This window comes from Acetilactobacillus jinshanensis (assembly GCF_004359375.1).
Lineage (GTDB): Bacteria > Bacillota > Bacilli > Lactobacillales > Lactobacillaceae > Acetilactobacillus > Acetilactobacillus jinshanensis.
In genome coordinates this window covers 539611-554264 of record NZ_CP034726.1, presented here as the reverse complement: position 1 = coordinate 554264, position 14654 = coordinate 539611, and the positions used below count along the sequence as shown (strand labels likewise).

16 protein-coding genes and 3 tRNA genes are annotated in these 14654 nt (G+C 40.5%); 15 read left to right on the top strand and 4 right to left on the bottom strand.

All coding sequences use genetic code 11. The features are described 5' to 3' along the window. Nucleotides 1–41: 41 nt before the first annotated feature. Both ELX58_RS02815 and ELX58_RS02810 read right to left on the bottom strand, forming a co-directional pair. Complete coding sequence (locus tag ELX58_RS02815; RefSeq protein WP_133441651.1) at nt 42–566, bottom strand: hypothetical protein; 525 nt, start codon at nt 564–566, stop codon at nt 42–44. 75 nt (nt 567–641) lie between these two features. Beyond that, nucleotides 642–1304, bottom strand: coding sequence for a hypothetical protein (locus ELX58_RS02810; protein WP_133441650.1), 663 nt, complete (start codon nt 1302–1304; stop codon nt 642–644). A gap of 360 nt (nt 1305–1664) precedes the next feature. On the opposite strand from ELX58_RS02810, the gene ELX58_RS02805 reads away from it, so the two are divergent. The 5 genes from ELX58_RS02805 to ELX58_RS02785 all read left to right on the top strand — a co-directional run bounded on the left by ELX58_RS02805 (nt 1665) and on the right by ELX58_RS02785 (nt 4433). After that, complete coding sequence (locus ELX58_RS02805) at nt 1665–2456, top strand: gamma-glutamyl-gamma-aminobutyrate hydrolase family protein (RefSeq protein ID WP_133441649.1); 792 nt, start codon at nt 1665–1667, stop codon at nt 2454–2456. Nucleotides 2457–2473: 17 nt separating this feature from the next. Then, complete coding sequence (locus tag ELX58_RS02800) at nt 2474–2659, top strand: hypothetical protein (protein WP_133441648.1); 186 nt, start codon at nt 2474–2476, stop codon at nt 2657–2659. Between the two features lie 75 nt (nt 2660–2734). Further along, nucleotides 2735–3388 (top strand): uracil phosphoribosyltransferase, encoded by a 654-nt coding sequence (gene upp, locus ELX58_RS02795; RefSeq protein WP_133441647.1) that lies wholly within the window; start codon nt 2735–2737, stop codon nt 3386–3388. Nucleotides 3389–3512: 124 nt separating this feature from the next. Continuing rightward, on the top strand, nt 3513–3989 hold the full coding sequence (locus ELX58_RS02790; protein WP_133441646.1) for a hypothetical protein: 477 nt from the start codon (nt 3513–3515) through the stop codon (nt 3987–3989). 3 nt (nt 3990–3992) lie between these two features. Then, the gene (locus ELX58_RS02785; RefSeq protein ID WP_133441645.1) at nt 3993–4433 is read left to right on the top strand and encodes a GNAT family N-acetyltransferase; all 441 of its coding nucleotides are present in this window, start codon (nt 3993–3995) and stop codon (nt 4431–4433) included. Between the two features lie 67 nt (nt 4434–4500). Here ELX58_RS02785 and ELX58_RS02780 read toward each other — a convergent pair whose 3' ends face one another. Next, nucleotides 4501–5217 carry a nicotinamide mononucleotide transporter gene (locus ELX58_RS02780; protein WP_133441644.1) on the bottom strand — a complete coding sequence of 239 codons (717 nt, stop codon included), beginning with the start codon at nt 5215–5217 and terminating at the stop codon, nt 4501–4503. 242 nt (nt 5218–5459) lie between these two features. Here ELX58_RS02780 and ELX58_RS02775 point away from each other — a divergent pair, with 242 nt between their 5' ends. Further along, nucleotides 5460–6857 carry an MFS transporter gene (locus tag ELX58_RS02775; protein WP_133441643.1) on the top strand — a complete coding sequence of 466 codons (1398 nt, stop codon included), beginning with the start codon at nt 5460–5462 and terminating at the stop codon, nt 6855–6857. Nucleotides 6858–7183: 326 nt separating this feature from the next. On the opposite strand, the gene ELX58_RS02770 is transcribed toward ELX58_RS02775, so the two are convergent. After that, on the bottom strand, nt 7184–7960 hold the full coding sequence (locus ELX58_RS02770) for a hypothetical protein (RefSeq protein ID WP_133441642.1): 777 nt from the start codon (nt 7958–7960) through the stop codon (nt 7184–7186). 96 nt (nt 7961–8056) lie between these two features. Between ELX58_RS02770 and ELX58_RS02765 the strand changes: the two genes are divergently transcribed. The 9 genes from ELX58_RS02765 to ELX58_RS02725 all read left to right on the top strand — a co-directional run bounded on the left by ELX58_RS02765 (nt 8057) and on the right by ELX58_RS02725 (nt 14547). Then, nucleotides 8057–8827, top strand: coding sequence for a spore germination YkwD domain-containing protein (locus ELX58_RS02765; protein ID WP_133441641.1), 771 nt, complete (start codon nt 8057–8059; stop codon nt 8825–8827). 30 nt (nt 8828–8857) lie between these two features. Next, nucleotides 8858–10240 (top strand): bifunctional metallophosphatase/5'-nucleotidase, encoded by a 1383-nt coding sequence (locus ELX58_RS02760; RefSeq protein WP_133441640.1) that lies wholly within the window; start codon nt 8858–8860, stop codon nt 10238–10240. Nucleotides 10241–10318: 78 nt separating this feature from the next. Then, a complete protein-coding gene (locus ELX58_RS02755; RefSeq protein ID WP_133441639.1) occupies nt 10319–10591 on the top strand; it encodes a hypothetical protein in 273 nt (90 codons plus the stop codon). A 52-nt stretch (nt 10592–10643) separates the two neighbouring features. Beyond that, nucleotides 10644–10877 carry a hypothetical protein gene (locus tag ELX58_RS02750; RefSeq protein WP_133441638.1) on the top strand — a complete coding sequence of 78 codons (234 nt, stop codon included), beginning with the start codon at nt 10644–10646 and terminating at the stop codon, nt 10875–10877. 75 nt (nt 10878–10952) lie between these two features. Further along, entirely contained in the window at nt 10953–11894 is a 942-nt protein-coding gene (gene arcC / locus ELX58_RS02745) for a carbamate kinase (protein ID WP_133441637.1), read from the top strand. Between the two features lie 268 nt (nt 11895–12162). Next, nucleotides 12163–12235: transfer RNA gene (locus ELX58_RS02740), tRNA-Asn, on the top strand. Between the two features lie 416 nt (nt 12236–12651). After that, nucleotides 12652–14169, top strand: coding sequence for a phosphoenolpyruvate carboxylase (gene ppcA, locus ELX58_RS02735; protein ID WP_133441636.1), 1518 nt, complete (start codon nt 12652–12654; stop codon nt 14167–14169). A 194-nt stretch (nt 14170–14363) separates the two neighbouring features. Beyond that, nucleotides 14364–14436: transfer RNA gene (locus ELX58_RS02730), tRNA-Asn, on the top strand. A gap of 38 nt (nt 14437–14474) precedes the next feature. Then, nucleotides 14475–14547: transfer RNA gene (locus ELX58_RS02725), tRNA-Asn, on the top strand. The last annotated feature ends 107 nt before the right edge of the window (nt 14548–14654 follow it).

The following is a 14654-nucleotide window of genomic DNA, read 5'->3' as shown; positions in this document are numbered from 1 at the left end:
CAAATGTGATCTCTTTTTCTTATCTCCAAATAAAATGATGTTTAATTGAACGTCTTTTCAATCGTAGTTTTTGGTAAATAATCAATGATCAAACTACCGTCAGGACTCTGCGTAAAGTTAGCGTCAGATACAAAGCGGGCGTCCAGAACCACGTTGCCGGCTTTGCGGAGTTGCGTTTCAGCGTCTTGCCACTTCTTTTTAAAGGCAGGTGTTTTAGCGACTTTAAACGTTGAATTGATTTCTTTAACTTGGCACTTGTTTTGAAGATCAAAATAAATGAAGTAGTAGATCGTTAATAAATCATGGACGAACTGTTTCTGTTCCTTAGGCTGGAATTCAGGATAATTAGGGTAATCGTTCATTAGATTCTGTAAATCATCCGCATAGTTAACGACTTTCTTGCTAATGTCCATGTCAGGGTATTTCGTCATCTTGGTACTAACGGTCTGAAAATGGTGGGTAACGTTAATAACGTTTCGAATGTCATCAGCAATTTTAAATTGATCATGGTTCTTAACGTGAAACCGAACGGATTTAATGAGTTTTAAGATTGGTTTGGTGCGCACGAAAGATTCTCCTGGTTCTAAACAAAAAGCATCCCATTCACAGGATGCTTGTTTATGATTAGATTAAAAATTAAATTAGCCTTTTTTATGGAATTCGATACCCTTTTTCTTAAGTTCAGGAAGAGGATGCTTTGGTAAGTACGTATCGTTAGCCCACTTAAGGAAGTGCTTAACAGCGTAAAATTTACTGTCGTGCATGTCGCCACCGAACAAGAACTGGTTAGGAACGTAGTAAGAACCACGATCAGTACCACGGTAAACGTAGTAGTTTAACGTGTTGGAGCGGTTCAACGGAATCTGGTATAAGTCATAAGCCATTCGGGATGGGGCGATTCCAGTTGTCTTCTGCATGTATTTCCAGTATCGAGGTACTAAATATGCTAATAGGGAATGAAGCTTTAAAGCATAGAAATGATTAATGTCCGTCTGGTCTTCAAATTCCTTGACGGTCTTTTGTGGATTCTTTGGTAAATCCAAGTTCATCGTGTTGTTACCCCACATCCGGTTAACAGCGTTCTTAATCATTTCATCATAGAATGGTAATAACTTCTGGGTGATCTTATCCTTTGGGATCATGGTGTCATTACTCTTGTTTTCCTGGTAGTAAAAAGCATTTTTAACTTGATCCGTAATATCGATAATTTCATTATCCAAAATGTGGGAATAAATGTGAACCACATTTTTATCGGTTATCGCATATGAATAATGTTGGTTACTATTGTTTTTCGTAATGATCATTCCTTTTCTATTCAGATCAGAATTGGAAATCAGTGTATATGTATCTATTTATGATTATACCCCATTCAGATGAAAAAATCATCTAAGGCAGTCGCGTGATGTTGACATTCTGGCAATTAGCAGTATACTTAACGTGTACGATATTAAATGAAGGGAGTTTATCATAATGCTAAACCAATTAATCTGTCAGGCCTGTTGCTTCAGTGATTCAAACCATATCTGCCTGTGTTGAATAATTAGTGTTATGATGCTTCTTATTTCGCGCAGGTGTTCTGCGTGAAGATAATAAATGGGTTATTAAGCTGCGCAGAGTTATCTCGTGGCTTTTTTACATGGATGAATTGAAATGGAGAATAAATTATGAAGATTGGAATCACTAGTGACATTATTAATACACATACGGCTAACCATTGGCAAACCGCTGCCGAAGGGATCCACAAAAAGGTTGCCGACGTAGTTGCCAAGAACGGTGCTTTACCGTTTATTTTGCCAATCGTTAACGCTAAATTAATTAATGCGTACTTACATTTAGTCGATGGCATTATTATTACCGGTGGCTGTGACATTAACCCGTCATTTTATAATGAACAGCCGTTAAACGGGATTTGCACAGGCGAACGGAACCGTGACCTGTTTGAATTTGAGTTGGTTCATCAGGCAATCCAAATGCATAAACCAATTTTAGGATTATGCCGTGGATTACAGGTGATCAACGTTGCCTTAGGTGGTAGCTTATACCAGAACTTAATGGTTCAGCTGCCCGATGACAAGATTCAGCATGAACAGAAAGCTGCCGGTAATAAACCAACTCACTCCATTTTGGTTAAATCTGGAACCCATCTTCATCATGCCTTAGGTGATAAAGCTTTCGTCAATTCTCGTCATCACGAAGCCGTCAAAAAGCTGGGTAAAGGCTTAGTTGCCAGCGCCTATGCACCGGATCACGTGATCGAAGCAATTGAGAGTCCCGATGGCTTATTACAGGGGATTCAGTGGCACCCCGAGGACCTGTATTATAATTATCCGAAACAGGAAAAATTGTTCCAGGATTATCTAACCCGGGTCGCTCACATTAAGGCTCACCGTGTCGAATTGGTTCAAAAACAACTGAATTCACATACTGAACCCAATAACGTATCGATTTCAAAATAGAATAGGGAGTAACTTTTATGACTCGAAACATGATTGTTCAACAATTAGCGATGCTTTACATGAAAAAATCTGACATGGCTAAAATGACGCCAAAGCAAGTTGTGCGGAAGTACCATCAAGTTGTTAAGCAAATGCAGGACGAGGATAAACAGTTACATAAAAGCACCAAGAAGTCAGCTTCTCATCAGGTTGGCTTTCACTAACAGGAACTTCGACTCCAATCTTTGATTGGAGCCTTTTTTGTATGTAATTAACTTGAATAGAAAGAGGAACTTTAATTGAAGCATTTTATTATTGATAAACACCCGTTAATTCAGCATAAAATGTCAATTATTCGGAATAAGAACTGCAGCGTTAAGCAGTTCCGAGACACGATTAAAGAAGTAACGTTATTACTTGGCGTCCGTGCCACCCGTGACTTACCGTTAAAGACCGTTAAGATCCCAGCAACGACTGGAACAACAACTGCCAAGCGATTAGCTGGTAAAAAATTAGCGATTGCTCCAATCTTAAGAGCTGGCTTAGGCATGCTCGACGGGATGCTGGATTTAATTCCGTCGGCTCGAATCGCTTGTATCGGGATGTACCGTGATCCGAAGACGGAGGTTCCGCACGAATACTTCGTTAAGTGTCCGAACGATATTACTAAACGAAAAATCATTATGGTCGATCCAATGGTCGCTACCGGAACAACCGCCATTGATGCAATTACCGCTTTAGTGCACCGCGGCGTTTCACCAAGAAACATTACGTTCCTTTGCATCATTTGCTCACCAAACGGGGTTAAAGCCATCCTGAAGAAATACCCGAGCGTTAGAATCATTACGTCTGAAGAGGACGGTCCGTTAACTCCACAGAATTACAACGCTTATGGATTTGGTGACGCTGGTGACCGTTTATTCGGCACCAAGGGCAAACACACTTACGATTAATAAATAAACAGTCGTTGATTACTACCGCTGAATAACGCTTTTTGTTACCATGTCAATCGCTTAAAGACGGTTGTCAACTAAAAGCGGTTATAATGTAAGTAGTGATCATAAGAAGGTGTCCGGAATGTCAGATGTAGTAAAATTTTTAGACAAATGCGAACGAATGGCTCAACATTCATTTGTCCGTGAAGCGTTGGATTTGATTAACGATCCTTTTAAACAGCTTAAGTGCGATAAAAAGGTCTACGTTAAAGCGGCTTATAAGTCACTTCAGGTTAATCATGATACCTGGTCCTACGAGATTTCGGGTAATATCCCGAACGTTATCAGAGGAATGAAGGACTTCTGTACTAAAGCTATCAAGTACAATAAGTTTACGGCAGCCATCAACGAAGCCTACTACCTGGATCTATTACAACGGTCACCGATTAAAAAGTATCGCTACTTAGTTTTCGCCTACGGTAAGGTACCTGATTTTAAGAAATATGACTTTCGGTTCATCAACCAGAACGATGGTTACATGATGTGCGCTGCACCTTTAAAATCGGATGACGTGATTGGCCTTGCCGAACGAATGAAACAGAATTTACCGGGTGATTAATTAATGAAATTACATTGGCACATCAAGACGTTTAACCAATTAACGTTAAATGAATTCTGGAAAATCGTCTATCTACGCGATAAAGTCTTCATCGTTGAACAAGATAGTCCATATCAGGAAATCGATAAACAGGACCGTCATTCATATCACGTCTTTGCGATGAATGATCAGCAGCATTTAATTGCCTACGCTCGGTTCTTTAAGAATGGCGATAACGTATCATTTGGCCGAGTCGTGATTCCTAAAGAACACCGCGGCGAAGGCATTGGTGCTGAATTAATAAAGAGAGTTCTTAACGGGATTAAAAAGGTGTACGGTCCGACTAAAATCGTGATTGAAGCTCAGTATTATGCGATTGGCTTCTACAAGAAGTTAGGCTTTTATACCGTCGGCAAGCCATTCCGGGATGCTGGACGTAAACACATCAAAATGATTAAAGATTAAAATCATCAAAACGAAAAGGGCACTAATCATTAAAGATTAGCGCCCTTATTTTTATCCCAAATTTTGATTAACTTTTGACTTGTTCCTTATCGAATCGACTTGTGAACCAGAGTGATAAGCCTGCTAACGAATTAACGATGTAATAAATATATTTACCGACGTTAGCGTAGTTACCCTGAATAAAGGCCTTAACTAACTGGACCAGATTATAGAACAACCAGAATGGCCACTGCATCGTTAACTTCAGGGCATTAAAGATATTGGCGACCAGTGATAAACCAAACACCAAAACGGTGGTGTAAAACAACCAATTTTCTTGAGTAAAGCCCAAAGCGTTGATCCACCAGCTGAAACTGAATGAAGCAATTAAGATTAGGACAATAATGACACCACCGCGAAAGCCATGAAGCGGTTTAGCGGCTTTAAAGCGTTCGCTGTGCATCCAGGTTTTGATGGCCCAGCCTTGAATAATAAACGTTAGTGGATAGGTGAAGATCGCACCTTTATTGCCTAACAGATAGTCAATCGTTCCTGAGGTAACAACGGCAATTAAGCCAATCCAGTTGCCCAGGTTCTTGATCCGGCAGACCAGGCGATCACTCATCAGCGAAATGATCGAAGCAATCACACTAATGATCCCAAACGGAACAAAGGCACTAATTCCGCCCCAATGGGTGATCGTATCTAAGTTCTCAAAAATATATCCAGAAAAGTAGGCCGCCAGAATTACAATGGCGATACCGAGCCAATCAAAGCCCTTAGATTTAGCAATTTTATTTAACATATGCAAGACTCCTCTTGTTTTTTAGCAGCCGTAACGGAAGCAACGCTGCTGAAAATATAAACTTATCTGAATTATACAAAATTGGAACCGCTTTTATCAAATTTTTGTCTAAAGACCCCTTTAAGATCCCCAATTCTGCATGTTAAAATACAAAACATCACATCACATCACATAAGCACTTAAGGACCATTTCACATGGAACTAGAGCGCTTTTTTATTTATTCAAAAGGAGGGTGACCATCATGACTGAAAACAAGATTTCCAAGCAAATGTTAGGAGCAATTATCGCTCCCGGAATTATGTCATTTTGCGGTGTAGTGGTAGAAACGGCGATGAACGTTGCGTTCCCAGACCTCATTCAACAGTTCCACATCAGTGTCAGCACCGTTCAGTGGATGACGACGATTTACCTATTGATCGTTGCCATGGTGGTTCCGCTCTCCGCAATTCTGAAGCGAACTTTTAGGAATCGACCGTTATTTTTAACGGCTAACCTAGCTTTTATGATCGGTTTATTAATTGATATGATCGCTCCGGCTTTCTGGATGTTACTTTTAGGTCGAGTAATTCAGGGCATCGGGACTGGAATTGCTTTACCATTGATGTTCAACATCATTTTAGAACAGGTTCCAAAAGCTAAGGTTGGTTTAATGATGGGCGTCGGCTGCTTGATTACTGGAATTGCTCCAGCCGTTGGCCCAACGTACGGCGGAATCGTGAACTCGTTCCTTAACTGGCGCTGGATCTTTGTTTTCCTACTGCCAATCCTTTTATTTTCGTTGGCAATTGGAATGAAAGACATTCGACAGATCAAACCAACCAAACGAGCTCAGTTTGATATTAGGAGCGTTCTGATGATTTTCATCACGTTCATCAGTTTAGTTTACGGCTTTAGTAACATGGGCAAGGTCGGCACCAGCGATCAAGCTAACATTGCCTGCGTTAGTCCAATTATTTTAGGCATTTTTGTTTTGGCTACGGTAATTGACCGTTCAATGAAGATTAACGACCCGATAATTCATCTTCGAATTTTAAAGAATAAGGCATTCTTGGGTCACTTATCAGGATTCTTTTCTCTACAGTTTCTAACCCTAGGGCTATCGTTCGTACTGCCGAATTACATCCAAATGGTTAACGGTGGTAATTCATTGAGTGCTGGCCTGTTAATCTTTCCCGGAGCCTCGATCTGTGCCGTTCTAGCACCGTTTGGCGGTCGCATCATGGATCAGTTTGGTGCCCGAAAGCCGATTTTACTGGGTAATATTCTGTGCTTGATTGCGATGATGTTATTCGTGGCTTTAGGAACTCACTTATCAGACTGGATGATTGCCACGTTCTACTCGATTTTTATGATCTGCATCGGGATTAGTTTTGGTAACATCATGACGAGTGGAATCAGCTATTTAAAGGTAACTAACCACGCTGACGGTAACGCCGTATTTACAACTCTTCAGCAGTTATCCGGAGCCATGGGAACCAGTGTTGTTTCCGCCATCATTAATCACGCTCAATTGATCGGTGGCGCTAGTAAAGTTGCCCTGACCGTTAAGGGATCCGAATCTGCATTTATTGTGATGACGTTTATCGTTATGATTGGTTGCTTACCATTGTATAAAGTTGTGGGTGGCAAAGTTAAGTAATTAATAACTAAAAATAATGGAAAATGAAAAGCCGTACCTCTAATTAGCAAGGTACGGCTTTTCACTTGAATAGATTAAGGGATGATTAACAACCTAAAACGATTGATAAAAGATAAGCGCCACTTAAATCGACAGTGGCTTTTTTCATGAATTATCAACATCGCCAATATACGTTCCCAACGAATAACGGGTCTATTGTAAGGGATTACATCATTATCGTGTGGTGGTGATATTGTATATCTAAGCTGTCCATTTCGTTAATCAACATGGCCAATTTGACGAAACAAAAGGGTCGTCAAATTCTGACGACCAACTTAAGTGATTAATTATTTATGCTCTAACTTTCGACGAGCCATTTTCTGCAAATGTTTACCAACTAAGCGTAATTCGCCGTAGAGAAAGCCTGCTTCATCGTTGTGATTAAACAGGTGCGTCTGTAGATCAATGTTCGGACTCTTGCTGCCTAGATTAACTTTAACGTTCTTATTATTAATGTGAACCTTTTGTTTATCCAAGTCTTCCGTTTGGGGAACTTCGTAATACATGACCATAAAGTTTTTAACTTTAATCAAGAAAGCCGTTCCGCCAAAACGATCCGCAATTTGAATTCCCTGCAGAATCGAAAACAGATCCTCTTCTGGTAAAGCCTTTTCGAAAGCTTGGAATTGTTCCAGTGTAAATGGGAACTGCTTAATAATTAAATTGAAATTTTTAGCCATCTGCTGAGTCTCTAAGAAATCAATCGGGTGAACCAGGCCCGTTTTCGGGTTAATTCCGAAAATGGTGTGGGGATGCTGGTGATAGATCCGGTCTAAATCAACCAGTTGCTGATTAAGCTTTAACTCGTAGAATTGGTATTCATCTTTACCCATTTTCTGAATTAACGATTTTCGTTCTTTCGTCATATCAAACAGAAAAATCTGGGTAGTGTTGAAAGCACTGCTGACCATTAAATATTCTGGTAAACGCATCCCAATAATCGGGTTTTTGTCACGATATTGATATTCAAAGCGATAACGGTACGCAAAGTATAATAAGTGGTAAAGGGCCCACGGCTTATTAGGCGTTGGACTGTTAATAATATTTGCCACACGATCGATCATATAATCTCTTCTTACGTAGAAAGTCTACTTATTATTCTACTATGAATTAATGATATAATTAAGGCAACACAAAAAATATACAAAAAGGATCCTTTTATGAAGCACAAGAGTTGGTTGATTTTAAGTAGTATTCTTTTATTGGGCTTGGTGGGAAATACTGGTCTAGCCACTACTCATGTCCACGCACGTCGTGTGCATCGAGCTCATTATAGTCAGATCACACGCTGTCAACGCCGTCCCGTCGTCACTAAAATTCCGGCAAACATTTATCCAAAAGATTTACTTTATTATACGGAAAACGGTCAAACAGGAGTTACCCGAAATTATTTCAGTAATCGGCATGTAAATCTCGCGATGTCAAAACGATACATTAAGTCTGTCGTTAAGAATGAATATTCAGCAATCAACTCAGCCCGTAAATCAATTCATGAACGACCGTTAATTCAAAATCAGAATCTAGTTAAACTTGCTAAGTGGCGAGCTAAACAGGCTGAACGACACTTTACACATTACAACCAAAAGGGTCAGCCACTAGCTTGGACCGATGCCGTTAAGATGCACTGGGGATCCTATCTATATAACCGCTGGAATATCGGTGAAAACATGTTCTACGTCGGCAAATTATCCCAAGTCCATACTAATAACGGCCTTGCTGGATATTACTTTAAAGATCCGTGGGCTTTAGCCGATGACAACGTTTTTGATTCGTTAAACAATGATGCCGCTTCACAGTGGTCTCATGGTGAAAACATTATGATGCCTAGGCACCGTTATATAGGAATCGGCACGTATTACCGTAAATCGACCCGGGTCCTATACGTCTTGGTTGAATTTAGCACCAAGAAACCCGTTATCCATAAGAAATAATAAGAAGTACGTCACCAAAGGAGATATTATATGACCGAAAAAATTGCTTTTCTGCACACTAACGACCTGCATTCGCATTTTGAAAACTGGCCAAAAGTTCGGCATTATCTATTAGATAAACGAGCCCAGTTAAGAAAGCAGGGCTATCAAGTCTATACTGTCGACGTTGGTGACGCGATTGACCGCTGGCATCCCTTGACCGACGCTACCGATGGTCAGGCCAACATTCAGCAACTAAACCGAATTCACTATACAGCTGCAACGATCGGTAATAACGAAGGGCTTAATAATCCGCACCATGTCTTGGATCATCTATATGATCACGCTAACTTTCCGGTGATTTTAGACAATCTTTATGATACGAAGACTAATCAACGTCCGAAATGGAGCCAATTCGATAAGGTCGTTAAAACTAAACAGGGGACTCGCATTATGTTCGTGGGTCTGACCGTGCCTTACGAAAACGGCTATAAGTTTTTAAACTGGCGAGCCACTGATTATAAAAAGACGGTCCCTAAAATCTTAAATAAGGTTAAGGGCAAGTATGACTTCTTGGTTCTGTTATCACACCTGGGTGTTGATCGGGATCGCTACATTGCTAAACATTACCCAGAATTTAACCTGATTGTCGGGGGTCATACCCACCATTTATTCCCGCGCGGTGAAAAGGATAATAATAGTTTATTAGTCGCCGCCAAGAAATATGGTTACTACGTGGGCTGCGCTACCTTTGAATTACAGAATCATAAGATCGTTAATGAAAAGGCAACCACCGTCAGGACCGCTGATTTACCGAGTCAAAAGGGTGACTATGCTGAAATTAAAGATTATATGGATCGTGGTAATCAGCTGTTGACTGATTACAAGGTTGCCGAAATCCCAGAAACGTTGCACGCTAAATTAAAAGAACCAGCTAACATTAATACGGTAGGTCTAAAAGCGATCATGGAAGCTACCCACACTCATGCGGCAATGATCAGTACCGGAATGTTTCTGAACAGCATCCCGAAAGGAATCGTCAACATGCGACAGATTCATAATTGTCTGCCACATTCGATCTTCCCGATGAGCTCTTTAATGACTGGTCAGAGTCTATGGATGTTAGTTAAGGAAGTTAATAAAAGCCGGAGTTTCCTGTCCCGTTATCCAATGAAAGGGATGGGCTTCCGTGGCAAAATCTTTGGCTACGTCCGCTTTGCTGGAATCAAGTACGATCCAAAGACGGAAATCGTGTACTACTGCGGTAAGCCGGTTATCCCAAGTAAACTGTATAAAATCGGGATGCTGGATCACTACATGTTCATCCCGTTCTTCCCGGTCATCAGCATTATGGGACACAACCACATTTTCCACGATAAGTTCTTACGGGTGATCTTTGCGGAATACCTTCACCGCCATTATCCGCTTAAATAGTGAGTTAACGGTTGGTTGAACCGAAATTATGAATTATAATTATAGATGAGTTAAATATAAACGTTAAGGAGAAAAAATATGAAAAAGTATTACGTTATTGTTGACTACAAAAAGAGCGGTAACAAAGTTACCAGCTTAACTTACTTCTCAAAGACTAAGCACGGTTTCAAGACCTATACTGATCCAACCGTTATGATTATCGGTATGGATAACCGTGATCACGCCTTTTCCGATGGTGACGTTACCAACTTAAAGCGTTGGATCAAACAGCACCCATCCGAAGCTAAATACTCTGTCGATGATTTACACGTTATGTATACCGATGATTTTAAGAAAAAATTTAATGCATAATTAATGAAGGGCCATTGATGGCTCTTTTTGTTTGCCGAGGGAGGCTTTAAAGATGGCTAAACCATTTACGATGAGCGATGATAAATTAGTCAAGATTATTGAAACTGACGTCCAGAACAAAAAGTTTGGCGACGCTGGTGATAAGGCCGATTTATTAGAACGAAACCATGCCGACGACATCTTAAACGTTTGGATAAGCATGTTAATTGATGACCTAACAGCTCAAAACCAAAAGAAATCTTTAAAGGACGTTGCCACGATTAAGAGCAAATTAGCCAAGAAATAAGCTGCGTTGCTTTTATTAACGGCATTTTTCCTATAAACTAAAGACGTAAACCGAATTGTAATGGAGGTATTTTAAATGAGTAAACGTATTGTAGTTGCCTTAGGTGGTAACGCCATCTTAACTGATGACCCATCCGCTGACGCACAACAAAAGACACTATTAAACACCGCTAAGAACCTAGTTAAGTTCGTTGAAAACGGTGACCAGCTAATCATTGCCCACGGTAATGGTCCACAAGTTGGTAACTTATTATTACAGCAGGCTGCTTCTAATTCCAAGAAGAACCCAGCAATGCCATTAAACACCTGTGTTGCCATGACCCAGGGTGGAATTGGTTACTGGATCCAGAAAGCTATGGACGAAGTTATGGCCGCTAAGGGTATTAACAAGAAGTCCGTTGCTTTAGTTACCCAGATCAAAGTTAACGCTAATGACCCTGCATTCAAGCGCCCAACCAAGACCGTTGGACCATTCATGAGCAAGGCTGAAGCTGACAAAGATAAGAAAGCTCATCCGGATTACGTTATCGTTGAAGATGCCGGCCGTGGTTACCGTCGTGCCGTTCCATCTCCAAAGCCAGAAAAGATTTTAGAAGCCAACGCCGTCGAAGACTTAGCCGATAAAGGTATGATCCCGATCTCCGTTGGTGGTGGTGGTGTCGCCGTTGCCCAGAAGGGTGATTCCTTACAGGGTGAAGACGCCGTCATCGATAAAGATTACGCCAGTGCTGAATTAGCTAAGGAAACTCACGCTGATGCCTTGATTACATTAACTGCCGTTAAGAATGTTTACGTCAACTATGGTAAGCCAAATCAGAAGGCTTTGAAGCACGTAACCGTACCTGAAATGGAAGAATACATCAAACAGCACCAGTTCCCAGAAGGCAGCATGTTACCAAAGGTTCAGGCTGCTATTGACTACGTCAACGCAACTGGTAACGAAGCTGTTATCACTGCTTTAGGCAACATTGAAGGTTACTTAAAGGACCACTCTGGTACCATCATTACTAAAGATTAAAAATTAACTTTATTATTTAAAGGCCTAATATCCTAGTATTCTTAAGGATGTTAGGCCTTTTATTTCGGCCACTTGCCGAAAAAGTTCACAAATATTTATAATTTCATTTGCATTTCTGAAATAATGGTTTATTATATAAATTGCATTGAGCGATAGATTAAATAAAAAGTTTTGATTAATTTAAATTAATTCTTGACATTTAATTTCGTTGCTCTATTATAAAAAGTGTACAAAGTGATATGTCTTACTCATATTGTTCACTAGTTATTGTCCTGTAGTCTAATGGTAGAACGCCCAGTTGTTTGCTGGGATGGATGGTGGTTCGAGCCCATCTGGGACAGTTGGAAGTTGATGCTTCCCAAATTATGACACCTTCATTATTGTCCTGTAGTCTAACGGTAGAACGCCTGGTTGTTTGCCAGGATGGATGGTGGCTCGAGCCCATCTGGGACAGTTTCTAGTTGTTTGTTAAAATTTAAGGAGTTTTGGTTATGTTAGTCATTAGTCGCTTGTTATTAGTTAAACGCGACGTTAAGGATGACAATCTGAATACCAAGATGGATTCAGAATCAAATCTTTAACGTCTGTGTGAATTATATAGATATTAATCCAAATGTGATCCGCACAGACCCGAATACTAGGTCTTGTGGATCGTGACTAACATATATAACACGAAATCAAACCGCATGGCTTAGTAGAAAAGCTGTGCGGCTTTTTTAATGCTTTGATAAATTACTAGGAGGAAAATGTTATGGTTATGAGTGAAGAAATTGGTCGTAAGATCCCAAACGTAATGGGTTCGCAGCATCCAGATAACGCGCGAGCTCCATTTTTCCAGAAGAGTCCTATGGTTAACTCTTTTAACGAAATGAAGGAAGCTTACGAAGACTTCAAGACCTTAGATACAGATGAATCCATGTGGGACTGGGAAGGTAAGTATGCCGATGGTACCGTCCTAGACCATTTAATTGCTGATCACTACGACTTCTTTAAGAAGCACCCGTTGGGTAAAGATAAATTCCTAACGTTCCGGTTCCCAAACATTTGGCAGGAACCAGGCTACAACATTATGCAGGCCATGACGACCATGTTGACTGCCGAAGACTTTACTCATGATTTGCATTTTAACCGGCCATCGATCGAAGCCATTTTACCAATGACCCAAAATGCTAAACAGATCATTATCACTCAGGAAAAGTTCGAAAGTTTAGCTAAGTATAAGACCGAAAGCTTTAGCAAGGGCCATTATAAGAATAATCCTTACATTGGCATGATTCCGTTATTCGAAAACTTCGACGTTCAACTAAGCATCCCGAAGATCTTAACTGATTACATCAAGATGTACCACGAACATTTCCATCGTCACCTTAAGTACATGCGAGTCTTCTTAGCGTGTTCTGATACAGCATTAGGCAACGGCTTCCTTAACAGCATTCTTGGTAACAAGATTGCGTTAACTCGGATTGGTCAGTTCTCACACCAGATTCATATGCCGATCTTCCCAATTGCCGGTAGTGGCAGCACGATCTTCCGTGGTGGTTTATCACCGGTTCGGATCGATCGTTACACCCGTGAATATCCAGGATTAAAGACCGCGACTGCTCAATCAGCATTCCGTTATGATTACCCATTAGAAAGGGTCGTTAAACCCGCGATTAAACACTTACGTCATAACTTACAGCACAATGATTTCCAGGTCATTCCGAAAGCTGACGAAAAAACGTTGATCAAGATTGCTAAGGAATCCAGCATTGAATACCACAAGACCTTAGATCCATTGGTCAAAGACTTACAGCCCGTCTTTAGTTCCTTCCCAAAGCGTCGTTACCGTCACCCAACGGTCGGGATCCTAAGCTACTCTCGTGATGTCGATGGCTTCAAGATGCCTCGTGCCATTACTTACAGTGGCTCGTTCTATTCCGTTGGTATTCCGCCCGAAATCTTAGGTGTTGGTAAAACCTTAGCTAAATTAAGTGATCATGAAAAGGCCGTTCTTATGAAGTACTATCCTGACATGAAAGCTGACTTTGAATTATTGATGCATTACTTTAGTCAGAGTGCCTTAAATGAATTAGAAGCCAAGAACTCCGCTTGGAAAGAAGTCGAAAAGGATGTTCAGGGGATTACGAAGACCTTTGGTATTCAGCCCGGTCCAAAGAATTCATCCGAAGCTAAAGAATGTCAGTTAGCCTCTGAATTAATCAACGCAACTGATTCCAAGACGATCACCTGGTTAATCAATCGTCAGGGTCTCTTAAGACATTTCTTAGGCTAATTTGATCGGATTAACACCATTTATTAGCCTTAAATATAGATAGTAAACAAAATTGAAACAATTTGAGAATAATAAATTGAAAATTTATTAATAAATCTCAACATTTCCCTTGCATCATAAAATAATGATGTTAATATAATAAGTGTAGTCGATGAGATCGGTTGCAAGATAACCGGTTCGGCTATCCTTATTATTGTCCTGTAGTCTAATGGTAGAACGCCTGGTTGTTTGCCAGGATGGATGGTGGTTCGAGCCCATCTGGGACAGTTGGAAGTTCAGCTTCCCAATTATTACATATTCATCATTGTCCTGTAGTCTAATGGTAGAACGCCCAGTTGTTTGCTGGGACGGATGGTGGTTCGAGCCCATCTGGGACAGTTAATAAGGAGTTGTCATCAATGTCTTTAATTAGTTTAAGCATTATCGATGACGCTAATAATTCAAATCTGAATCGAAATCTAAATTCAAATTTGAATTATTAGCGT